The sequence below is a fragment of the Cellulomonas sp. KH9 genome, from assembly GCF_900114185.1.
In the GTDB taxonomy this organism is placed as follows: Bacteria; Actinomycetota; Actinomycetes; order Actinomycetales; family Cellulomonadaceae; genus Cellulomonas.
The window spans coordinates 493,852-516,300 of the sequence record NZ_FOSE01000003.1; the positions used below are offsets into that span (position 1 = coordinate 493,852).

Genomic DNA, 22,449 nt, shown 5'->3' on the forward strand with positions numbered 1-22,449 from the left:
GGGCGTGCACCCAGTCAGCGAACGCATCCGCGACGCCCGTGAGCGCTCCGGCCTGTCCCAGGCCGACCTCGCTCGCGCGGCCATGATGCACCCCAGCTACGTCTCGCACCTGGAGCGCGGCGTCCGGGGGCCCGGTGACGGTGCGCTGGAGCGGCTGGCCCGTGCCCTCGGGGTCACCACCACGTACCTCGAGCAGGGCGAGCGCTCACCCGAGTACCGGGCGTCCGAGGCCGCCGTCGTGCGCGCCCGCCAGCTGCTGCGCGCCGGCCGCGCCGCGGAGGCCGTCACGGAGCTGCAGGACGTGCACCTCGACGCCCTCGACGTCGACCAGGGCGCCCGCGTGCTGCTGGCCCGTGCCGAGGCGCTCGACCTCTTCGGTGACCTGGAGGGCGCCGCGCGGGTCCTGGCGGACACCGCGCGGCTGCTCGTCGACGGGCACCGGCCCCGACGCGCCGCGTACGCGACGACGCGCCTCGTGATGACCCTCATCGAGGCGGGCGACGTGCACGGGGCCGTGCAGGCGGGCGAGGAGCGGCTGACCGTGCTCGCCGAGTCCGCGGCCGGCACCGACGAGCTCTTCCGGCTCGAGACGACCCTGGTGTGGGCGTACGTCGCCCGGGGGGACGCGACCTACGCACGGGTGCGCGGCAACGAGCTGCTCGCGCGTGCCCTGGTGCACGGGTCCGCACGCGCCGTCTGGTCGGTGCACTGGAACCTCGCGTTCGTCGACGACGCGCTCGGTGACGCGCAGGACGCGCTCGGGCACCTGCGTGCGGCGCTGGCACTGGCCGGCGGTGCGGAGGCCGAGCGGGACGTGCCGCGGCTGCGGCTCGACCTGGCGGACCTGCTCCTGGCCGTGACGCCCGCCCGGCCGCACGAGGCGCTGGCGGAGCTCGACGCGGCGGGGACGGCGCTCGAGGTCGCGGAGTCGGCCGTCGAGCTGGCGCGGGCGGCCACCACGCGCTGCCGGGCACTGCTCCTGCTGGGGCGGTACGGCGCGGCGCTCGACCAGGCCCAGCGGGCGGTCGACCTGATCGGCACCGGGCAGCGGCGTGACGCCGCGCCCGCCCTGGAGGCGCTGGGCGACGCGCTGCTGGCGTCGGGTGACCGCAACGCCGCCGTCAAGACGTACCGGCAGGTCGAGGACCGGCTGGACCTCGTGCCCGCGGGCCGCTCGTCGGCGGTCGCGTGGCGGCGTCTGGGGGACAGGCTGCGTGCGGCCGGTGACGACCGCGCCCGCGTCGCGGAGGCCTACCGGCGGGCGCTCGACGCCGCCGGTGTGGGGACGCCCCGCCCCTGACGCACGCACGCGGCGGCAGCACGCCCCGCCCGGGTGCGACACGCCCGGGTGACGCAAGACCTGGGCGTGTCTATCCCGGTGTGCCCGGAGTCATTGCACGGGCGACACCTCCTCGGGACGATGCCCGGGTGCCGGACGGTCCGGCACGCCAGCCCGAAGGAGTCCCACCATGAAGAAGCTCACCGTCGCCACCCTGACCGCCGTCGTCGCCCTCGCCGGGCTCATCGGCGCGCCGGCCGCGGCGACCGCCTCCTCCCAGGTCACGGCGCCCTGCTGCAAGATCGCGATCTGACGGGAGCGATCCCACACGACCCGCTCGCGCCGCCGGACCGGGGCCTCACGTGCCCCGGGCCGGCGGCGCGGGTGGCCCGCTGCGTCACCGACCCGGCTGCCCGCGCAGCAGGAGCACGGACTCGACCGCGTCGATGCGGATGCACGGTGCCGCACCGGACGGTCCGACGAACACCACGTTCCCCGACAGCAGGCAGGACAGCGGACCGGTGTACTCGCGGCCGGAGAGCGTCCGGACGACGACCTCGCACCCGTCGAGGTGGCTGAGGTAGGCGCGCACGCCGGCGAGCGCGGGATCCACCGGGTCCATCGGCCGAACCTATCCCGCACGACGGCTCCCGCGCGTCGCCCGTCCCGGTGGTGCGCAGGCGTCACCGACGCACCGGGTGGCCGCGGCGCGGTGCGTCAGCGGGGCCGGCTGCGGCGCAGCACCTCGCGCAGCGGCGGGACCACCGTGCCCGCCTGCGCCAGGGCGACGCGGGTGCGGCGCCGGCTGCTCACGACCCCGAGCACACCGGCCACCCACGGCACGAGGAGCACGGCGAACGCCACCCGGTACGCGTCGAGCGTGTACGTGCTCACCCCCGGTGGCGACACGAGCTCGAGGACCACCCCGACCGCCAGCACCCCGATGATCGTGGACGCGAAGCCGCCGGTGTTGACGAACCCGGTCGCCGTGCCCAGCCGGTCGGGCGGCGTGAAGGTGCGGGCGTAGTCGATGCCGACGAGGGACACCGGGCCCCCGGCCCCGAGGACCATCGCGAAGACCACGAGCACGGGGAACGGCCGGGGGGTGTCGGGGACGAGGACCGTGACCCAGGCGACCAGCGTCGCCGCCGCCGACATCAGCACCACCCAGGACCGGCGCAGCGGGTGCCGCCCGGTGAACAGGCCGACGACCGGGCCCGTCACCATCGCCGCCAGCGTCATCGCGGTGAGCAGCAGGGACGCCTCGGCCGGGGTGCGGCCCTGGGCGGTGACGAAGAACGGGACGCCCCACAGCATCGCCACGACGTTGAACGAGAACGGTGTGAGGAAGTGGGACCAGAAGCCCAGCCGGGTGCCCGCGGGCTGGGCGGCGACCCGCACGGCGGGCACGAAGCGCTCCCGGGTGTGGGGTCCCGGCGGTCGCGGGGGCGGCGCGCCGATCCCGACGGCGGCGGCCACCGTGACGGCGGCACCGGCCACGGCGAGCACGCCGAAGGTCGTCGTCCAGCCGGACGTGTGCAGGACCCATGCCACGGCGAGGGCGGACACGATCTGCCCCGACTGCCCGACCAGGCCCGTGACCTGCACCATCACCGGCACGCGGCGAGGCTCGAAGCGTTCGGCGATGAGGCGGCAGGCGCTGATGAAGATGGCCGCGTCGCCCCCGCCGATCAGGGCGCGGGCGACCAGCGCGGTGGGCACGTCGTCCGCCACCGCCAGCACGCCCTGGCCGACGGCCATGACCGCGGACCCCACCGTGATGAGGGTGCGGGCGCCGAGGCGGTCGACCAGGCGCCCGGCGGGGATCTGCAGGAGGGCGTACACGGCGAGCTGCAGCACCGAGAACAGGGCCAGCCCGGTGGCCCCGAGGTCGAACCGGGCGATGGCCTCGACGCCTGCCACGCCCAGGGCCGTGCGGTGCACAACGGCGACGAGGTAGGCCGTCGCGGCCACGGCCCACACGGCCGTGGCCCCGGTGGGCCCCCGGTGCCCCGTCATGCGTCCCCCGATCGTGGTCACCGACCGGGGGTGGAGTGATGTCGTCCCTGGTCGGGCGTGCTGCCTGCGTTGACTGCGACGTTCCGGGCGCGGCGGCGCCCGTCCCGCCCTCGATGATCCCACCCGCAGGAGGCGTTGGCCTGGACAGTTGACCAAGAGTTACCGAGGGCGCATCATTGACCTCGACGGTGCGTATCGCCTGCCCCCTGCGCGGTGCGCACCGTCTTCAACTTCTCGATCCGACGGGACGGGCCCCAGCGGCCCGTCCCGTCGGTCGTTCCCGGCCGGCGCGCGCGCCGAGCCCCGAGGGGCCGCGCCACCCGGTCGGGTGCAACCCCGCGCAACCCGGGCGGTCCCGGCGTGGCCGCCGGAGGATCGGACCACCGCGCGGTTACCGTGCCAGGGTGACCGCTCCCGCCCGCACCCCCGGCACCCCCGCCGGCACCTCGGTGCCCGCCGAGGGTGACGCCGCCACGGCCGAGGGCACCGACGCGGTCGAGGCCCCACCCGTGGCGCTCGTCGAGCCGCCGTCGCCCGCCGAGCTCCTCGAGGGTGCGGTCGCGACCTGGCGTGCCGCGCTCGTCGAGGCCGCCGGCGCCTCGACGCTCGCCGACGTCGACCAGCTCGGCGACGCCGCCCTCGACCTGTCGTCCGCCCACCCCTCCGGGATGGCCCAGCTCTTCGCCGGGCGCCCCACGCGCCTGTCCAACCTCGTGCGGGAACCCGGCGCCCTGTCCAGCGCCCGCCGCCGGGCGCGTGCCGTCAGCGCGCGCGCCGCCGGGTACACGCAGCGCTACGGGATCGCCTCGACGTCCCTGGCCATCGGGGTCGCCACCTGGACCGACCGGTCCAGCGCCGACCTCGGGTCCGACGACGTCGGTGCGCTCGCGCACGTCACCCGTCACCCGCGCCCGGAGGCCGCACGGGGCACCGGCGAGGCCCGCGACGCGGCCGTCCGCACGGTGCGCGCACCGGTGCTGCTGCGTCCCGTCGGGCTGCGTGCCCGCGGCAGCGGCGAGGGTGACTACGAGCTCGAGCTCGAACCGTCCATCGAGGTCAACCCCGTCCTGGCCCGCGCGCTGCGCGGCCACGGCGCCCTGCTCGACCCCGCCGCCGTGGCCCGGGGCACGTTCAGCAGCTCCGGGTTCGACCCGCGCGGCGCGCTGCAGCGGCTCGCCTCCCTCGGCGAGGCGGTGCTGGAGGACTTCTCGCTGGTCGAGAAGGTCGTGGTCGGCACGTTCGTCCACCCGGGTCAGGTCATCGTCGACGACCTCGACCAGCTGGCCGGGACCCTCGAACGGCACGACGTCGTGCGCGCCATGGCGGGCATCGCCGAGGCCCGCGAGGCGGTGGACGTGCCGCTGCCGGAGCCCGTCGTCGGGGACCGCGACCCCGCCCTCGAGCGGGGGGTGGGGGACCTGGACCCCGCGCAGCAGCACGTGCTGGACGTCGTCGCGACCGGCGCGCACGTGTTCGTCGACGCGCCCACGGGCTCCGACGTGACCGGCACGCTGGCCGCGATCGTCGCCGACGCCGCCGCCGAGGGGCGCACCGTCCTGTACGTGCCGGGGCACCGTCGCGCCGCCGTCGCCCTGGTGGACCGGCTGCGTCGCCTCGGGCTCGGGGAGATCGCCCTCGACGTCGAGCCGCACGCCGGGTGGCGCACCGCCGCCGCGCGCCGCCTGCTGGGTGCCATGACCCTCGAGCCGCCCGTCGTCGATACCGACGCCGTGCAGGCCGTGCGGGTCCCGCTGGTCGAGCAGCGCGAGCGCCTGCGCGGGTACGTCGACGCCCTGCACGAGCCGCGCGAACCGTGGGGCGCGTCCGCGTACGACGCCCTGCAGGAGCTGGCACGGCTCACCGCGACCCGGCCCACGCCCGCCACGACCGTCCGCCTGCACCCCGACGTCGCGCGCGCCCTGGACCCCGAGCGACGTTCGCGCCTGGCGCAGGACCTGGTGCGTGCCGGTGAGCTCGGTGCGTTCACGCTGCGCGCGCAGGACACCCCCTGGTTCGGTGCGGACCTGCGCACGGCGGCCGACGCGCAGGTCGTGCGGCGCCGCCTCGACCGGCTGCTCGACGTCACGCTCCCGCTGCTGGTCGGGCGCGTCGAGCAGGTGGCCGCGGAGACCGGCCTGACCCGTGCGACGACGCTGGAGCAGTGGGCCGAGCAGCTGCGCATGCTCGACGGCGTGCGGGCCTCGCTCGACGTCTTCCAGCCGATGGTCTTCGAGCGCACCGCCGCCGACCTCGTCGCGGCCACCGCCACCAAGGAGTGGCGCGAGGAGCACGGCGTGCCGATGGGCTTCTGGCTGCGCCGGCGTCTGCGCAAGCAGGCCAAGGACATGGTGCGCCCGGGTCGGCCGGTCGCCGACCTGCACGGGGCCCTCATCGAGGTGCAGGAGCGCCGCGAGGTGTGGCAGGCGCACTGCCCGGCCGGCGGCTGGCCGCGTCTGCCGGAGAGCCTCGAGGTCATCGAGGACGAGCACGGTGCGGTGCGGCAGGACGTCGAGGGGCTCGCGGAGGTCCTCGCCACGACCCCGCTGGGCGGCGACCTCACCAGCACGCCGTTCGACGCGCTGCGCGAGCGCCTCAACCGGCTGCGCTCCGGTGCCGCCGCACTGGAGACCCTGCCCGAGCGCACGCACCTGCTGCACGGGTTGCGGGCCGCCGGCCTCGGGGACCTGGTCGACGACCTCGCCGCCCGCCGCGTCGAGCCGACCCAGGCCCCCGCGGAGCTCGACCTGGCGTGGTGGAGCACCGTCTTCGAGCACGTGCTGGCCGCCGACCCCGCGCTGGCCGGGTACGACGGCGCGGCGCTCGGGGCCCTGTCCGCGCGCTACGCGGAGCTGGACCGCCGGCACGTCGTCAGCCGCACGGCGCCCGTGCTGGCCGCCGCGCTCGGCCGGATCGCATCGGCGGTGCGGGTGCACCGCGACCAGGCCGAGGGGCTGTTCGCCGAGCTCGTCGAGGAGCGCATGACGTCGCTGCGCGACACCGTCACGCGGTACCCCGACCTGGCGCGCCGGCTGCGGCCGGTGCTGGTCGCCGGGCCCATGCTCGTCTCGCAGGTGCTGCCCGCGTCCCGCACGATCGACCTCGTCGTCGTGGACGCCGCGGCGCACCTGCCGGTCGAGGCGGCGCTGCCCGCGATCGCGCGTGGTCGTCAGGTCGTCGTCGTGGGTGACGCCCGGTGCGCGTCCGGCAGCGCGGTGCGCGAGCTGGCCGCGGTCCTGCCGACGGTCGCGCTGCACGCCGACGCGTCCCGCCGCGACCCGTACCTCACGCGGTTCCTCGCGGAGCACGGCTACGAGGGCGTCCTGGTGCCCACGCCGCTGCCCGACGCGCGTCCGCTGGTCGGGCTGGAGGTCGTCGACGGCACCGGCATGCCGGACCCGGCGACCAGCATGGTGGACTCGACCTCGGCCGAGGTCGAGCGTGTCCTCGAGCTCGTCGTCGAGCACGTCCTGCAGCACCCCGACGAGTCGCTGGCCGTCGTCACGCTGACGCCCCGCCACGCCGACGCGGTGCGGGAGACCGTCATGGGCGAGGTCCGGGACAACCCCGCGCTCGCGGCGTTCTTCGACGCCGGCCGGGCGGACCCGTTCGTCGTCGTCGACGTCACCAACGTCGGTGGCCTGCGCCGGGACGCGGTGATCCTGTCCCTCGGGCTGGGGCGCACCCCGCACCGACGCGTGCTGCACACGTTCGGGCCGGTCAGCCGGCCGGGCGGCGAGGGTCTGCTGCTCGACGCGCTGGGGTCCACCCGTCACCGCCTGACCGTGGTGTCGTGCTTCCGCGGCGACGACCTCGACCCGGACCGGCTGCGCGGCGCGGGTCCGCAGCTCCTGGCCGACGTCCTGCGGTTCGCCGCCGAGCGCGGATCGCACAGCGCCGCGCACGGTGCGGGGGAGCGGCCCGTCGGTGGTGCCGACCCCGACCGCCTGGTGCTCGACCTCGCCGAGCGGCTGTGGCGCCACGGCCTGCTCGTCGACGTGGACCACGGCGTGCCCGGGGGGTCGCGGATCCCGCTCGTCGTAGGCCACCCCGACCTGCCCGACGAGATGCTCGTCGCGGTGCTCACGGACGACGACGCGTACGTCGGCGAGCCGAGCGTGCGGGTGCGCGACCGGCTGGTCGCCGACCGGCTGGAGCGCCTCGGGTGGTCGGTGGTCCGCGTGTGGTCGGCCGCCGCGTTCCTCGACCCCCAGGGCGAGGTCGACCGGATCCGTCGCGCCGTGCACGCCGCGCTCGTCGCACGCCGCCCGGAGTCCGTCGCCCCGGTGTCCACGCCGACGGCCCGGGTGCCGGAGCACGTCGGCGACGACGAGGGTGCCGGTCAGGACGAGGTGAGCCGCCCCGTGCGCCCGTACGTGACGCACCCGGTCACCGGTGGGGTGCCGGTGGTGCGGCCCCGTACGGGTGCGGTGCCCGTGGTGCGGGAGCCGACCGGTGCCGTGCCGGTGGTGCGGCCCCGTACGGGTGCGGTGCCCGTGGTGCGGGAGCCGACCGGTGCCGTGCCGGTGGTGCCCCCGGCGACCGGTGCGGTGCCCGTGGTGCGCACGCCGACCGGTGTGATGCCGGTCGTCGGGTCGGCGCCCGTCCCCGCCGTGCCCTCGCCCGTCGCGCCCGCGCCCGTCGCACCCGCGGCCGTCGCGCAGGACGCCGGCGCCCCGGCGGGCGGCGAGCAGCTCGCGCTGCCGGTGCGGACCGCACCGCGTCCGGACGTGCGCGCGGGGCTGCCGATCAACGCGTACAGCGACGACCAGCTCGACGACCTGGTGCGGTGGTTGAGGTCGGACGGCGTCGAGCGCACCCGCGAGCAGCTCGCGGACGCCCTGCGTGCCGAGCTCGGCATCACGCGCCGCAGCCACCGCGTGGACTCGGCCGTGCGGTCCGCGGTCACCCGCGCGTTCACCGGCTGAGGCGCCCGCAGCCTCCCGCGCGAGGTCGCCCCGGCGCGTCGGGTGCCGGCCGTCGGTGGGAGGATCGGGGCATGAGCTCCGCCCGTCGTCGTCCCCGACGCGCCGTGCGGCCGTCCGGGACCGTCGGCTCCGACGAGTCCGTGCTGCGCTCCACGCTGCCGGCCGCACCGCCCGACCCGTCGCTCACCCCCGTTCGACCCGCCGCGCCCCCGGCCGAGGCGGCGACCGACGCCCCCGGGGCAGGGGCGGCAACGGGTCCGGGCCGGGCCGCCACCGGGGTCCGGGCGACCGGTGCGGACGACCTGTGGCGCGCGACACGCTCCGCCGACGACTCCGACCGCGGGTGGGGCCGCGAGGAGCCGACGTCGAACGACGACCGGCTGCAGCGCGACAAGCCGCCCCACTGGTGACCGACCCGCCGGCAGCGGTGACCGACCCGCCGGCCGTGGTGACCGACCCGCGCGACCGCGTCAGCGGAGGACGGGACTCACGGTGCGGGCGGGACGCCCGGGGGTGCGGTGCCCGGCGGGGGCGGGGGCGGGGTCGTCGACCCGGGGTCGCCCGGTGAGGGTGAGGTGTCGTTGGCGATCGCCGGAGTGAGCCGCTGCGAGAGCAGGTCCCGGATCTCCTGCAGCAGCAGGATGTCCTCGGCCGGTGCGGCCGGCTCGTCCTCCTGGCCCTTCTTGCGGCGGGCGGCGAGGGCGTTGAGCGGCAGGACGATGAGGAAGTAGATCGCCGCCGCGGTGATGAGGAACTGGATCAGGGCGTTGAGGATGACGCCGACCTGGATCGCCGCGATCGGGTCCTCGCCGGGACCGGGCGTGCGCCAGGTGTAGGGGCCGATGTCCCAGAGGTTCTCGAGGTCCGGCTTGCCGAAGATCCACCCGATGAGCGGGCTGATGAGGGCGTCCTGCACGGCACCCACCACGGCGGTGAACGCCGCGCCGACCACGACGCCGACGGCCAGCTCGACCGCGTTGCCGCGGGCGATGAAGTCCTTGAACCCCTCGAGCACCTTCGCCACACCCTTGACCCGGGGGCTCCCGCCTACCGACTTGATGCGGTCACCCGCTCCGCGCACGCGGTCACGCCTGTTGTTCGACATCCGAGCCCCCCGCCCGACGACAGCCGACCTGACGTCCTCGCTCGATCATGGCACGACCACCGCCACGAGCCGCGCCGAGAGGGACGTCTCGGCGATGCGGACCGCCTCCTCCGGGGAGACCGCGACCAGGACGGGCGGCCCGACGTCCGCCGACCCGCCTCCCAGCAGCCCGTCGGGCAGGTCAGCGCCCGGGGGTGCGGGTCGCACCAGCGCGCGCCGCGCCACCGTCTCGCCCGGGCCGCCCTCGTGCCGGGCGGCGACCAGGTCGAGACGCAGGCCGGGCTCGAGCAGGGCGGCCACGGCGGGGTCGTCCAGCCGCACCGCCACCACGACGGTGCCCGCGGGCCCCGCGAGGGCCGCGTCCACGAGCATCGTGGCCACCAGCGGGGTGCGGGCCGGCAGGTCCACGGCCGTGGACCTGCCCTCCGCCGCGGCCATACCGCTCAGGGCACCCGCCGGCGCGGCAGCGGGTGGGAGTGCGCTGACGACGAGGTCACCGGGCGCGAGCACCGTGCCGGCCGGGACGTCGTGCGCGAGCGTGACCACCGGCGCCGTCGCCGGGGGCGGTGGCCGCAGGGCGTGGACCACCACGCCCGCGGCCGCACCGAGCAGGAGCGCCGCGCACAGGAAGCGCAGCCGCCAGAGCGCGGCACGGAACCGCAGCCGGGCAGGTGCCCGTGCGCTCGGCAGGGGCCGTGGCGTCGCGCCGGTCGTCGCGGTGGGGAGCGTGGTCATGCCGCGACGCTAGGAGCGGGGACCGCCGTCCCGGGCTGCCGGCGCCACGGCGGTGGAGGCGGCCGACGCGCCCGGGTCTGGGGTCGGCCCGGCGGTTCGCCGGGGCCGGTGCGGCGGGGAGGCGCGGCCCGCCTGTGGCGCGGGCAGGCGCGGCCCGGCGCTGCGGCGAGGCGCCCGGCCCCGCCGTCCCCGGGTCGGTGTCCGTCAGGCGGACGCGGCCGGTGCGGCTGCCGGCGTCGCGGACGAGGACCCCGACGACGGGGCCGCGGTCGACGTGCTCGACGCGTCACCGGACGCGGCGGGGGCCTTGCTCGCCGTGGACGACGCGTCCGAGGAGGACGAGGACGACGACGAGCCGGACCGCCCCGAGGAGGACGAGGACGACGACGAGCGGGCGTCGTTGCGGTAGAAGCCCGACCCCTTGAACACGACGCCGACGGCGGAGAAGACCTTGCGCAGCCGCCCCTCGCAGGCGGGGCAGACCGTCAGGGCGTCGTCGGTGAACGACTGCTGGACCTCGAACGCGTGGTCGCAGGCCGTGCAGCGGTAGGCATAGGTGGGCAACGTGGCTCCCGATGGTCGTCGGCCGGGCGTCCCCGGCGGTGCTCGGACACGGGTCCTGCGGTGGCCGGGTGGGCACGGGCGCGCCGGTGCACGGGCGCGGACGTCACGCCGCCCGGTGGGCGCGCGGGTCACGACGCGGGTGTCGGCGGATGTCGCCGCGTGCCGCAGGGGCGGCTGGCACTCTCAGGATCCGAGTGCCAACTCTAACCCCACCGTCAAGCGTCCTCGCGGGTACCCTGCCAGCGTGCCCCGCCCTCGCCCCCGACGTACCGCGCTGGTCGTCGTCGCCGTCCTCGTCGTGCTCGCGCTGCTCGTCTCGGTGCTGGTGACCGCACTCGTCCTGCGGCGCCCGCTGCCGGACGTGCAGGGCTCGCAGACGCTGCCCGGACTCGGTGCGGAGGTCGAGGTGACGCGCGACGCCCGCGGCGTCCCCACGATCGTCGCCGAGACGCCCGCCGACCTGTTCATGGCGCAGGGCTACGTGTCCGCGCAGGACCGGTTCTTCGAGATGGACTACCGGCGGCACGTCGCCGCCGGTCGCCTGTCGGAGCTCGTCGGGCAGGACGAGGACGCGCTGGCGGCGGACCGGATGGTGCGCACGCTCGGCTGGCGCCGCGTCGCCGAGCAGGAGTGGGGGCTGCTCTCGCAGGAGTCGCGGGACAACCTGCAGGCCTACGCCGACGGCGTCAACGCCTACCTGCAGGACCGCGACCCGGGCTCGATCGCGATGGAGTACACGGTGCTGGGCATGCGCGTGCCGCAGCAGGCGCCCGAGCCGTGGGAGCCGGTCGACTCGCTGGCGTGGCTCAAGGCGATGGCGTGGGACCTGCGCTCCAACTACGACCGTGAGCTGTCACGGGCGAGCACCTACCGGTTCGTGCCGGACGTGGCCCGCGTCGAGGAGCTGTTCCCCCCGTACCCGCAGGACCGCAACCTGCCGATCGTCAGCGCCGCCGACGCGGGGGTCCCGGCCGACGCGGCGACCGTCCCGGCCGGTGTCGACCTGGGCCCGGACCTGACCGGTGCGGACCTGCAGGCCGCGCTGGAGTCCGCCGACCGTGCGCTGGCCGCGGTGCCGCGCCTGGTCGGCGAGGGCGAGGGAGTCGGCTCCAACTCGTGGGTCGTGGGCGGCGCGCACACCACGTCCGGCAAGCCGATCCTGGCCAACGACCCCCACCTCGGCCTCTCGGCACCGGGCATCTGGGCGCAGGTGGGCCTGCGCTGCGCGGAGGTCTCCGACGCCTGCCCGTTCGACGTCACGGGATTCGCGCTCGCCGGGGTGCCGGGCGTCGCGATCGGCCACAACGGCGAGCTCGCCTGGGGCCTGACCAACATGGGTGCCGACGTCACCGACTTCTTCCTGGAGCGTCTCGACCGCAACGACGTCCGTGTCGACGGCACGCACGAGCCGCTCGAGGTGCGGATGGAGACCATCGAGGTCGCCGGCGGCGACGACGTCGAGCTCGCGGTCCGCAGCACCCGGCACGGCCCGATCATCTCCGACGTGCTGCCGGTCGACGACGCCACGCGCGGCCCGCTGCCCGAGGACGCGCCGGGCAACCGGTTCGCCGTGTCCCTGGCGTGGACGGCCCTGGAGCCCGGCCGGACCGTCGAGGCGTTCTTCGCGCTCATGACGGCGCGGGACGCGGACGACGTCGCGGCGGCCGCCGTCCTGTTCGACGTCCCGGCGCAGAACATCGTCTTCGCGACGACCGACGGGCACATCGGCTACCAGGCGCCCGGGCGCATCCCCGTGCGCGCCGCCGTCGAGGGGCCGTTCCCGTCCGACGGCACGTGGCCGCGTCCGGGCTGGGACTCCCGGTACGACTGGCAGGGCTGGGTCGACCCCGCGACGCTGCCGCGCGTGCTGGACCCGGCGGAGGGCTTCGTCGTGGCCGCCAACCAGGCGGTGGCACCCGCCGGTGTGGGGCCGTTCCTCGCGGACGACACCGACTACGGCTACCGCAGCCAGCGGATCCGCGAGGTGCTGGCCGCACGTATCGCGGCGGGGCAGCCCGTGGACGTGGCGAGCACGGCGGACCTGCAGACCGACCGGTTCAGCCCGTACGCCCAGGTGCTGCTGCCCGCGCTCCTGGAGATCGACCTGCCGGACGCCTTCGACCGCGCGGGCCAGGACCTGCTGCGCGAGTGGGACCTGACGATGGAGGCCGACTCGTCCGCCGCGATGTACTTCGCCGCCGTGTGGGCGGAGATCCTCGAGCTGACGTTCGCCGACGACCTGCCCGAGGGTCACGCGCCGACGGGCGACTCCCGCTGGCTCGAGGTGGTCGGCACCATGCTGCAGAACCCGACGTCCCCGTGGTGGGACGACCGGACGACCGCCGGCGTGATCGAGGGCCGCGACGACGTCCTGGCCCGGGCGATGGTCTCCGCACGTCATGCCCTGACCGCCCAGATCGGCGGCCGCACCGACGACTGGGCGTGGGGGCTGCTGCACGTGGCCGTGCCGGAGCACCCCGTGCTCGGCGGCCCCGGGTCGCCCGCGGCGGTGCGTCGGCTGGTCAACCCGGCCCCGCAGGGTGTGGGCGGCGGGGCGTCGCTCGTGGACGCCACGGGCTGGGACGCGTCGAGCGGCTCCTACGAGGTGACGTCCGCACCGTCCATGCGCATGGTGGTCGACCTGGGCGACCTCGACTCCTCGACGTGGGTGAACCTCACCGGCACGTCGGGTCACCCGGCGAGCGTGCACTACGACGACCAGCTCGAGGCGTGGGCGCAGGGGCGGCAGTTCCCGTGGCCGTTCTCGGCGGCCGCGGTGCAGGCCGACGCGGTCGACCGTCAGACGCTCACCCCGCCCGAGGACTGACGGGCGGGGCGTCGCGGCGACGGGTCGCGGCGACGCCCCGACGCTCAGGCGGGCGCGTCGGCGGCGGTGTCGGACGTCGCCGTGCCGAGCCGGCGCCAGCCGTCGGGCGTCGCGACCACGCCCACGGGCCTGTCGTGGGGCTCCCGGGGGACCCGGTCGAGGACCTCGTCCTCGTGCACCAGCGCCACGACGGGGGCGTCGGGGCGCACGTGCGCCAGGACGCGGTCGTACCAACCGCCACCCTGGCCGAGCCGGCCGCCCACGGTGTCGACCGCGAGCGCCGGCACCAGCACGACGTCGGCCTCACCGAGGGCGGCCGCGCCGAGCGCGGGCCCGCTCGGCTCCGGCGGTCGGCCCGGGGCGCGCTCGTGCAGGTCGTCCGGGCCGGCGTACTCGGCCCAGTCGCGCTGCAGGCCCGTGCCGAGCACGGGCAGCAGCAGCCGCACGCCGCGCGCCGCCAGGGCGTCGATGAGCGGCCCGGTCCCGGGTTCGGTGGGGCGCGACGCGTAGACGCTCACGCAGCGGGCTGCCGCCACCTCGGGGATCGTGAGGACCACCTGCGCGAGCCGCTCGGCGGACTCGGTGCGACGCCGGGCCGAGCGTTGTGCGCGGCGGGTGCGTACCCGGCGGCGCAGGAGGTCCTTCTCCTCGGACGCGTCACGGGGCCGCGAGCGGCGGCCGGTCGCCTCCTCCTCGGCGTGCCAGGGGGGCTGGGCGACGGCGCTCATGGGGCAAGTGTCGCAAACCCACGGGGCCGGCGGGAGCCCTGTGCGGACCGGACGCCCGCTGACGTGGGTGGTCGGGGCGCGGCGCACCCCCGGCCGAGCACTCGTGCGGGCACAATGCGCGCATGAGATCGGTCCAGGACCACCTCGCCACCGTGCTCGCCGCCGCGGGCCCGGTGCCGCCGCTCGACGTCGTCCTGCACGACGCCGCGGGGTGCATCCTCGCCGCCGACGTCCTCGCGCCCGTCGACGTGCCGGCCGTGCCGGTGGCCACCCGCGACGGCTACGCCGTCGCGGCGGACGACACGTACGCGGCGGGGACGCGCGGGCCGGAGCTGCCGGTGGCGCACGACCTGCACGCGGGCAGCCCGGCCGGCCTGCGGCACGTGCCGGGCACCGCGGTGCGGGTGGCGTCGGGCGCGCCGCTGCCCCTGGGCGCGGACGCCGTGGTGCCGGTCGAGGAGACGGACCGCGGGCAGGCGCGCGTGGCGTTCCAGCGCGTCGCCCGGCCCGGTCAGCACGTCCGGTACGCGGGGGCCGACGTGCGGTCGGGGGAGGTCGTGCTCACCGCCGGCACCCGCCTGGGGGCGCGCCAGATCGCGCTGGCCGCCGCGATGGGCCGCGGTCGCCTGCCCGTGCACCCGACACCGCGCGTCGTGCTGATGTCGGTGGGCGACGAGCTCGTCGAGCCGACGACGCAGGCCCGGCCGGGCACGGTGTTCGAGGTCGACGGGCACGCGCTCGAGACCGCCGTCCGGGACGCGGGCGCGACGCCCGTGCGCGTGGGGGCCGTCCCCGACGAGCACGCCGCGCTGCGCGAGGCCCTCGAGGACCAGCTGGTCCGTGCCGACCTCGTGGTGCTCACGGGCGGGTTGTCCGAGCTGGCCCACGACACGGTCAAGGACGTCCTGGCGCCGCTGGGCACCGTGCGCCTCGACCAGGTGGCGATGACCCCGGGCACGCGGCACGGCTTCGGCACCGTCGGCGCGCTGGGGCTCGACGACGTGGACCCGGGCGGACGGACCGTCCCCCTGTTCGCGCTGCAGGGGCACCCGGTGGCCGCGCAGGTGTCGTTCGAGGTGTTCGTGCGTCCCGCGCTGCGGGCCATGGCGGGGCACACCGAGCTGTTCCGCCCGTCCGTCGCGGCGGCGGCCACGCACGGCTGGGCGTCCCCGCCGGGGCTGCGCCAGTTCGTGCCCGCCACGGTGCTCGGCTCCCCGGACGAGGGGTACCGCGTGACTCCCGTCGGTGACCCCGCGGCCCCGTCGGTCACCGCGCTGGCGCACGCCAACGCGCTGGCGGTCGTGGGCGAGGGTGACCTCGGGGTGGAGGCGGGGACGGTCGTGCACTGCCTGGTGCTGGAGGGCTGACGGCGTGACGGCCGGGTGGCCCGCCCAGCTGGTCGACGGTGACGTGCGCCTGCGTCCGCTGCGCCGTCGTGACGCGGACGCGTGGATGACGTTGCGGGCGCGCAACGTCGGCTGGCTGGAGCCGTGGGACGCGACGAGCCCGGAGCCGGTGCGCGGACCGCGGCCGACCTTCGGGCAGTTCGTGCGTGCGCTGTCGGCCCAGGCGAGGGAGGGGTCCGCGCTGCCGTTCGCCGTGGACCGCGGCGGTGAGCTCGTCGGGCAGCTGACGGTGTCGTCGATCCAGTGGGGCTCGTTGCGCTCCGCGGCGATCGGGTACTGGGTGTCGCAGCACGTCGCGGGGCAGGGGATCACGCCGACGGCGGTGGCGCTCGCGACCGACCACTGCTTCGGCGCGGTCGGGCTGCACCGGGTCGAGGTGAACATCCGGCCGGAGAACGCGCCGTCGCTGCGCGTCGTCGAGAAGCTGGGGTTCCGCGACGAGGGGCTGCGGGAGCGGTACCTGCACATCCAGGGCCGGTGGTGCGACCACCGCACGTTCGCGCTGACGGCGGAGGACGTGCCCGACGGTCTGCTCGCCCGCTGGCACCGCCGGCAGCGCGGCATCGGCAGCCCCTAGCACCGCTCCGTGGTGGGACGTCGGCGCGACACGCCGCACCGGTGCGGCGCGTCGGGGGTCGTGACCCCTACCGTCGTGACGTGAACGATCTCGCAGGCCCCGTGGCGCTCGCGCTCGTGGGTCTGTGGGCGGCGTATCTGGTGCCGCACCACCTGCGGCACCGTCAACGGTTGCTGGAGGCCCGGGCCGACGACCGGTTCTCCGCGGGGCTGCGCGTGGTCGCGGTGGCGAGCAGCACGCGCCGCCGGCTGGGACGCGGAGCCGCGGCGGCCGGGATGTGGGGACCGAGCACGTCGGCACTGCTGACCCCGGGGACGGGGGTGCCGGCGGCGTACGTCGGCACGCTGACAGGAGGCACCACCGTGGACCGACCGCACGCCACACCCGAGCGCATCTCGGCCGAGGCCGCGCGCCGGCTCGCCCAGGCGCGCGCCGCCCGGGCCGCCGCTGCTGCGCGCCGCGGCGCCGCCGCACGTCGCCGCGGGCTGCTCGCGGGCGTCCTCGCGCTGTCCGCCCTCGTCGGCTGGGTCCTGGTCGCCGCCGTGCCCGCCGTCACGTGGGTGGCCGGGGCGGTGCCGTCGGCCCTGCTCACGTCGGTGGTCGTGCTGGGTCGCCGCGCGGTGCTCGCAGGTCAGGCGTCCGACGCGCAGTGGGCCGAGACGATCGAGCGCGAGGAGCGGCTCGCCGCGCGGCCGCGCACGGGCGCCACGCCCGCGGTCCGTCCCCGCAGCGGGGCCACGCCGGTCGTGCGGCGGGACACGGAGCCCGGTGTGCCCGTGCCGCTGGTGACCGGTCACGCGGTGCGCCCGTCCGACGCGCACACCGAGGTGTTCGAGGCGATCGTCGCCGACCGCGGGGAGTCCGCGGGTCCGGCGCGGCACGCCACCGGGCAGACCCCGGTGGTCCGACGGGCGTCGGCGGCGCCGACCGAGGTCGCCGCCGACGCGTCGACCGAGGAGGAGCGCGACGCCGAGTGGTCGCCCGTCCGGGTGCCGCGTCCGACGTACGCCATGAAGGCCCCGGCCCCGCGCCGGACCCCGGCCCCGCTCGAGGAGTCCGACGCCGAGGCGTCGACCGTGCGACGCCCGGCCGATGCGCCGGGGGCGACCGAGGAGGTCACGTCCGGCGCGGCCGTGGTGGCCGACGAGCCGGCAGCCCTGACGACGGGCAGCATCGACCTCAACGCGGTGCTCGCGCGCCGCCGCGCCGCCGGCCAGTAGCCGGTGCCCGGTGCCGGCGCACCGGGTGACGTGCGCGGGGACCTCCCGGGCGGTGCGCGGGGACGCGTACCGCGGGTTTCGTCCAGGGGCCGCGGTGATGCTACTGTGGTCCCCGCTTCAAGGGGCTGTGGCGCAGTTGGTAGCGCGTCTCGTTCGCAATGAGAAGGTCAGGGGTTCGAATCCCCTCAGCTCCACCCCGACGGCGTCGCAGGACGTCGAAGAAGGCCGGACCCGGTGGGTCCGGCCTTCTTCGTGTCCGGGGCTACCAGGTGTCCGGGGCTACCAGGCGGCCCGGGCGGCCAGCCCCAGCAGGTACGCCTCCCAGAAGCGTCCGGCGGCGGGGCCGCCGTTGCAGGTGCCGTCGGACCGGCCCGGGGTCTTCAGCCACAGGTCGGCGACGTGCGGGCCGGTGCCCGTGGCGCGCGGCGGGTTGCCGAGGGCCCGGCCCTCAGGGTTGCACCACACCGTGCCGTTCGGCCCGGCCAGCGGGCCGTTGCCGTTGCGGGACGTGTCCACGACGAAGGTCGCGCCGCCGACCAGCGCGGACAGCCGGTCGCCGTACGCCACCTCCTGCGCGTCGGTCTGGAAGTTCGACGTGTTGACGGCGAACCCGGCTGCCCGGTCGACCCCGGCGTCACGCAGCCGCTGGGCGATGTCCGCCAGGTGGCGGGCGCTCCAGCCGAAGCTGTTGCTCGACGCGCCGTCGAGGTAGACCTCGGCGCCCGCGGCCGCGAACGCGTCCACCGAGTGGCGCAGCATCGCCAGGCGGGCCTCGCGGTCGCCGCAGCGGTCGAGGTGCAGCAGCGCGTCGGGCTCGACCACGACGACGGCGCGCGCACCCGCCAGGCCCGCGGCCACGGCGTCGACCCATGCGCGGTACTCCGCGGGCGTGGTGAAGCCCCCGGCCGAGTGGTTGCCGCAGTCGCGGTCGGGGATCGCGTAGGTCACGACGACCGGCGTCGCACCCGCCGCGACGGCGGCCTGGGCGTACGCACGGACGCGCGCCGTGCCGTCGACGGGCCCCAGCCAGCGTGCCGTGCCCTGCGCCGCCGCCTTCTCGAGGAGTCGGGCGTCGCCCGTGCGTCCTGCCGCGCGGGCCGTGCGGGCCGCCGTCGCGGCGTCGGACGCGGGGTCGACGTAGGCGGGACGGTCCTGCAGGACGGTGCGGTGGGCCTGCGCGGGTCCGACGGTGGCCGGTCCCGTGGCGGGTGCGGCGGCCGCGGGCAGGGGCAGCAGGACGCACGCGGTCGCCAGGACGGCGCCGGCGGCCGCGACGGCACGCGGCAGCCGGCGGGTGGTGGCAGGGGCGGTGGGCGCAGGGGAAGACATGGGGGGCTCCTCGTCGGGGTCCCTCCTCTATCGGCTCGCGCAGGGCGGGTCCTCGCGGTCCGGTGCGGGTGAGCGATCCCCGGGCGTTCCGTGCGAAGCGCGGCGTTCCCGGCGGCGGGGGACGGTGACGGTGCTCACACCGCGGTGCGGCGGGGTGCGCAGCAGCCGCCCGCGAGCGTACCCGGGGCGGCCCTGTCGTCGTCCGGTGAACGGCCGTGGACGGCGAGGAGGCGGCACGTCGACGACGGCACCGGTGTGAGCGGCGTCACCGCGGTCCGCGACCGGTTCGCCGCTAACGTCGGCGCATGACCGGTCTCGATCTCGCCCAGCAGAAGATGCGTGACGCCGGCGTCCCCGCCGCTGCCGTCGACGTGTTCACCCGGTTCCACGGACTCCTGGAGTCGGGGAGCACGGGGATCGTCCGCGAGTCGGACGTCGACCCCCTCACCGACGTCCCGCACCTCGACGACCTCGAGGTCGACGACGCGGCGGCCGCGGACGCCCTCGCGCGCACCGCCGTCATCAAGCTCAACGGCGGGCTCGGCACCTCGATGGGCATGGACCGTGCCAAGTCGCTGCTGCCCGTGCGCGGCAGCCGCACGTTCCTCGACGTGATCGCCGACCAGGTGCTCGCGGCGCGGGAGGCGACGGGGGCGCGGCTCCCGCTGGTGCTCATGAACTCGTTCCGCACCCGGGACGACAGCCTCGCGGCGCTCGCCGCGCACCCGCGGCTCGCCGTCGACGGGGTGCCGCTGGACTTCCTGCAGAACCGCGAGCCCAAGCTCCTGGTCGACGGCCTGACGCCCGTGACGTGGGACGCCGACCCCACGCTCGAGTGGTGCCCGCCCGGGCACGGCGACCTGTACCCGGCGCTGTACGCGTCCGGTGTGCTGGACGCCCTGCTCGCCGCCGGCTTCCGGTACGCGTCCGTCTCCAACTCCGACAACCTCGGGGCGACGCCCGACGCGCGGGTCGCCGGCTGGTTCGCCGCGTCGGGTGCCCCGTTCGCGGCCGAGGTCGCGCGGCGCACGCCCGCGGACCGCAAGGGCGGTCACCTCGTGGTGCGCCGCTCCGACGGGCGGATCGTGCTGCGGGAGTCCGCGCAGACCACGCCGGACGACGCCGAGGCCGCGGCCGACATCGCGAGGCACGCCTACTTCAACACGAACAACCTGTGGCTGGACCTCGAGGCGCTGTCCGCGGAGCTGGAGCGCACCGGCGGTGTCCTGGACCTGCCGCTGATCCGCAACGAGAAGCACGTCGACCCGACGGACAAGACGTCCCCGAAGGTCGTGCAGATCGAGTCCGCCATGGGTGCCGCGATCGAGGTCTTCGACGGCGCGGCCGTCCTGGAGGTCGGGCGTGAGCGCTTCCTGCCCGTCAAGACGACGAACGACCTGCTCGTCCTGCGCTCCGACGTCTACGAGGAGGACGACGCCCACCGGCTCGTCGCCGTCGTCGACGCGCCGTTCGTCGACCTGGACCCGGCGTACTACGCGCTCGTGGGCGAGTTCGACGCCCGCGTGCCGCACGTGCCGTCGCTGCGGGGCGCCACGGCGCTGCGGGTCCGGGGGGACTGGCGCCTGGGCCGGGACGTCGCGGTCGTGGGTGACGCGGAGCTGAGCGGGGAGGGCGGCACCGTCCCCGACGGCGCCACGCTGGTCGCGGACGCCGCCGCGGACGCGGTCCACGCCTGACCGGCACGCTCACCCCGCGCGGGCACCCTGCACGCCCGAGGGCCGGCACCCGGCGTCCTGCGCCGTGGTGCCGGCCCTCGCGTCGGTGCTGGTCGGCCGCTGGTCAGCGGCGCTTGCCGGCCCAGTTCGTGTAGACGACGACGAAGAGAGCCGCGACGACGACCTGCAGCAGGATCTCGATCCAGTCGATCCCGTCGGTGACCTCGACGCCGATGATCTGCGCGAGCCACGTGCCGATGAGCGCGGCCACGATCCCGATGATGATCGTCACCAGGATCGAGATGTTCTGCTTGCCGCGCACGACGAGGCGGCCGAGAGCGCCGATGATGGCGCCGACGACGATGGCGCTGATGATTCCGCCGAAACCCATGTCCACTCCTCGGTGTCAGGACCGTTGACCGGTCTGCGAGGAACTTAGGGCAACCCGGACGAACCCGCCTCCCGACTCGGTGGTTCCCCCCGCCGGGTCCGTCCGGTGCGGCCCCATCCGGCGCGAATCGGGCACCGGACGGCGCGGTCCCGGGTAGGTTCGACCGGGGGTCCCGTCCACCGACCTCGAGGAGAGCCGTGTCCGACCCGATCACGGTGGTGCCCGCACCGCTCGTCGTCCGGCCCTCGGCCGGCGAGCCGTACGTCATCACGGGCTCGACGACAGTCGTCGTCGACGCCGACGAACAGCTGGTGCCCGTCGCCGTGCTGACCGCGGACCTGCTGGGCCGCGTCAGCGGCCGGGCCGTGGAGATCCGCTACGCCGGGCCGGACGCGCCCGGGGTCGTGCGCATGCGGCTGGTGACGGACCTGCCGCCGGGGCCGGAGACCTACCGCGTCGTCGTGGGCGACGGGCGGGTGCGGCTGGAGGCACGGACGACCGACGGCCTCGTGCACGCGGTGGTGACGTTGCGCCAGCTGCTGCGCGAGCGTCCCGACGGGGGCGTCGAGGTCGCCGCCGTCCACATCGAGGACGCGCCGCGGTACCCGTGGCGAGGCCTGTCGCTGGACGTGGCCCGGCACTTCGTCAGCGTGGCGGACCTCAAGGTCGTCATGGGGCTGATGGGCCACTACAAGCTCAACGTGCTGCACCTGCACCTGACCGACGACCAGGCGTGGCGCCTCGACGTGCCGTCGCGGCCCGAGCTGGTCCGACGCTCCAGCGCGCACTCGGTCGACGGCGACCCGGGCGGCCACTACGCGGCGGCGGACTGGGACGAGATCCTGGCGTTCGCCCGGGCGCGTGCCATCCGCGTGGTCCCGGAGATCGACGTGCCCGGTCACGTCAACGCGGCGCTGCACGCGTACGGCGAGCTCAACCCGGACGGGCAGCCCGCGGCGGAGTACCTCGGCACCGACGTCGGCTTCTCCCGGCTGCACGACGACCTGCCGGCCACGCACGAGTTCCTCATCGACGTCTTCGGTGACCTGGCGGAGATGACCCCGGGCAGCCACGTGCACATCGGCGGCGACGAGGTCCTGACGATGGATCGGGACGAGTACGCGCGCCTGGTGCGCGCGGCGGCCGCGGCGGTGACCGCGCACGGCAAGCGCGTGGTCGGGTGGCAGGAGGTGGCGAGCGTGCCCGACCTGCCGGCCGGGACGGTCGTGCAGTACTGGGACACCCGGGGCGACGCCGAGCCGTTCGTCGCGGCCGCGCGCGCCGGCGCGCGGATCCTGCTGTCGCCGGCGCCGCGGGTCTACCTGGACATGCGGTACGGGCCCGGGTTCCCGCTCGGTCAGGAGTGGGCCGGCTTCGTCGAGCTGCGGGACGCCTACGAGTGGGAGCCCGCGGAGCTGGTGGAGGGGCTGCCGCCCGAGGCGGTGGTCGGCGTCGAGGCCGCGCTCTGGACCGAGACGCTGCGGACCCTGGACGACTTGACGACGATGCTGCTGCCGCGGCTCGCCGCCGTCGCCGAGGTCGCGTGGAGCGCGCCCGAGCACCGCGACTACGACGACCTGGTGCGGCGGCTGCGGGCGCACGGCCGGCACTGGGACCGGACCGGCCTGGCGTGGCACCGCACCCCGCAGGGCACCTGGGACGACTGAC

Annotated in this window: 18 protein-coding genes and 1 tRNA gene; 11 read left to right on the plus strand and 8 right to left on the minus strand. The window is 76.4% G+C overall.

The features are described from left to right. The first annotated feature begins 4 nt into the window (after positions 1-4). The gene (locus tag BMZ16_RS12075) at positions 5-1,300 is read left to right on the plus strand and encodes a helix-turn-helix domain-containing protein (RefSeq protein WP_089800738.1); all 1,296 of its coding nucleotides are present in this window, start codon (positions 5-7) and stop codon (positions 1,298-1,300) included. 169 nt (positions 1,301-1,469) lie between these two features. Then, complete coding sequence (locus BMZ16_RS19805; RefSeq protein ID WP_255366599.1) at positions 1,470-1,592, plus strand: hypothetical protein; 123 nt, start codon at positions 1,470-1,472, stop codon at positions 1,590-1,592. Positions 1,593-1,676: 84 nt separating this feature from the next. Here BMZ16_RS19805 and BMZ16_RS19300 read toward each other — a convergent pair whose 3' ends face one another. Beyond that, on the minus strand, positions 1,677-1,901 hold the full coding sequence (locus BMZ16_RS19300) for a hypothetical protein (RefSeq protein WP_089800740.1): 225 nt from the start codon (positions 1,899-1,901) through the stop codon (positions 1,677-1,679). 95 nt (positions 1,902-1,996) lie between these two features. After that, positions 1,997-3,319 carry an MFS transporter gene (locus BMZ16_RS12085; RefSeq protein ID WP_255366601.1) on the minus strand — a complete coding sequence of 441 codons (1,323 nt, stop codon included), beginning with the start codon at positions 3,317-3,319 and terminating at the stop codon, positions 1,997-1,999. Positions 3,320-3,702: 383 nt separating this feature from the next. Here BMZ16_RS12085 and BMZ16_RS12090 point away from each other — a divergent pair, with 383 nt between their 5' ends. Together BMZ16_RS12090 and BMZ16_RS12095 are read left to right on the plus strand one after the other, a co-directional pair. Beyond that, positions 3,703-8,223, plus strand: coding sequence for a hypothetical protein (locus tag BMZ16_RS12090; RefSeq protein ID WP_089800742.1), 4,521 nt, complete (start codon positions 3,703-3,705; stop codon positions 8,221-8,223). Between the two features lie 71 nt (positions 8,224-8,294). Further along, positions 8,295-8,633, plus strand: coding sequence for a hypothetical protein (locus tag BMZ16_RS12095; protein ID WP_143082826.1), 339 nt, complete (start codon positions 8,295-8,297; stop codon positions 8,631-8,633). A gap of 77 nt (positions 8,634-8,710) precedes the next feature. Here BMZ16_RS12095 and mscL read toward each other — a convergent pair whose 3' ends face one another. From mscL to BMZ16_RS12110, 3 genes are all read right to left on the minus strand, one after another. After that, positions 8,711-9,247, minus strand: a complete 537-nt coding sequence (gene mscL / locus BMZ16_RS12100) for a large conductance mechanosensitive channel protein MscL (RefSeq protein WP_255366603.1) — start codon at positions 9,245-9,247, stop codon at positions 8,711-8,713. A gap of 126 nt (positions 9,248-9,373) precedes the next feature. Then, on the minus strand, positions 9,374-10,063 hold the full coding sequence (locus BMZ16_RS12105; RefSeq protein WP_089800747.1) for an SAF domain-containing protein: 690 nt from the start codon (positions 10,061-10,063) through the stop codon (positions 9,374-9,376). Between the two features lie 204 nt (positions 10,064-10,267). Then, positions 10,268-10,627, minus strand: coding sequence for an FmdB family zinc ribbon protein (locus BMZ16_RS12110; RefSeq protein ID WP_089800749.1), 360 nt, complete (start codon positions 10,625-10,627; stop codon positions 10,268-10,270). A gap of 244 nt (positions 10,628-10,871) precedes the next feature. Here BMZ16_RS12110 and BMZ16_RS12115 point away from each other — a divergent pair, with 244 nt between their 5' ends. Further along, positions 10,872-13,454 (plus strand): penicillin acylase family protein, encoded by a 2,583-nt coding sequence (locus tag BMZ16_RS12115; RefSeq protein WP_089800751.1) that lies wholly within the window; start codon positions 10,872-10,874, stop codon positions 13,452-13,454. 44 nt (positions 13,455-13,498) lie between these two features. Here BMZ16_RS12115 and BMZ16_RS12120 read toward each other — a convergent pair whose 3' ends face one another. Further along, on the minus strand, positions 13,499-14,182 hold the full coding sequence (locus BMZ16_RS12120; RefSeq protein WP_089800753.1) for a 5-formyltetrahydrofolate cyclo-ligase: 684 nt from the start codon (positions 14,180-14,182) through the stop codon (positions 13,499-13,501). Positions 14,183-14,304: 122 nt separating this feature from the next. Here BMZ16_RS12120 and glp point away from each other — a divergent pair, with 122 nt between their 5' ends. From glp to BMZ16_RS12140, 4 genes are all read left to right on the plus strand, one after another. Next, complete coding sequence (gene glp, locus BMZ16_RS12125; protein ID WP_089800755.1) at positions 14,305-15,549, plus strand: molybdopterin molybdotransferase MoeA; 1,245 nt, start codon at positions 14,305-14,307, stop codon at positions 15,547-15,549. A 4-nt stretch (positions 15,550-15,553) separates the two neighbouring features. Then, positions 15,554-16,165, plus strand: coding sequence for a GNAT family N-acetyltransferase (locus BMZ16_RS12130; RefSeq protein WP_089800756.1), 612 nt, complete (start codon positions 15,554-15,556; stop codon positions 16,163-16,165). Between the two features lie 80 nt (positions 16,166-16,245). Continuing rightward, a complete protein-coding gene (locus BMZ16_RS12135; protein ID WP_089801113.1) occupies positions 16,246-17,385 on the plus strand; it encodes a hypothetical protein in 1,140 nt (379 codons plus the stop codon). 121 nt (positions 17,386-17,506) lie between these two features. Then, positions 17,507-17,579: transfer RNA gene (locus BMZ16_RS12140), tRNA-Ala, on the plus strand. Positions 17,580-17,664: 85 nt separating this feature from the next. Here the strand turns inward: BMZ16_RS12140 and BMZ16_RS12145 are convergent. After that, complete coding sequence (locus BMZ16_RS12145; RefSeq protein ID WP_218143353.1) at positions 17,665-18,714, minus strand: glycoside hydrolase family 6 protein; 1,050 nt, start codon at positions 18,712-18,714, stop codon at positions 17,665-17,667. A gap of 305 nt (positions 18,715-19,019) precedes the next feature. Between BMZ16_RS12145 and BMZ16_RS12150 the strand changes: the two genes are divergently transcribed. Next, complete coding sequence (locus BMZ16_RS12150) at positions 19,020-20,411, plus strand: UTP--glucose-1-phosphate uridylyltransferase (RefSeq protein ID WP_089800758.1); 1,392 nt, start codon at positions 19,020-19,022, stop codon at positions 20,409-20,411. A gap of 103 nt (positions 20,412-20,514) precedes the next feature. Here BMZ16_RS12150 and BMZ16_RS12155 read toward each other — a convergent pair whose 3' ends face one another. Continuing rightward, positions 20,515-20,781 (minus strand): GlsB/YeaQ/YmgE family stress response membrane protein, encoded by a 267-nt coding sequence (locus BMZ16_RS12155; RefSeq protein ID WP_089800760.1) that lies wholly within the window; start codon positions 20,779-20,781, stop codon positions 20,515-20,517. A gap of 197 nt (positions 20,782-20,978) precedes the next feature. On the opposite strand from BMZ16_RS12155, the gene BMZ16_RS12160 reads away from it, so the two are divergent. Next, positions 20,979-22,448: a family 20 glycosylhydrolase gene (locus tag BMZ16_RS12160; protein ID WP_089800762.1), complete on the plus strand. Its 1,470-nt coding sequence runs from the start codon at positions 20,979-20,981 to the stop codon at positions 22,446-22,448. Position 22,449 lies beyond the last annotated feature (1 nt).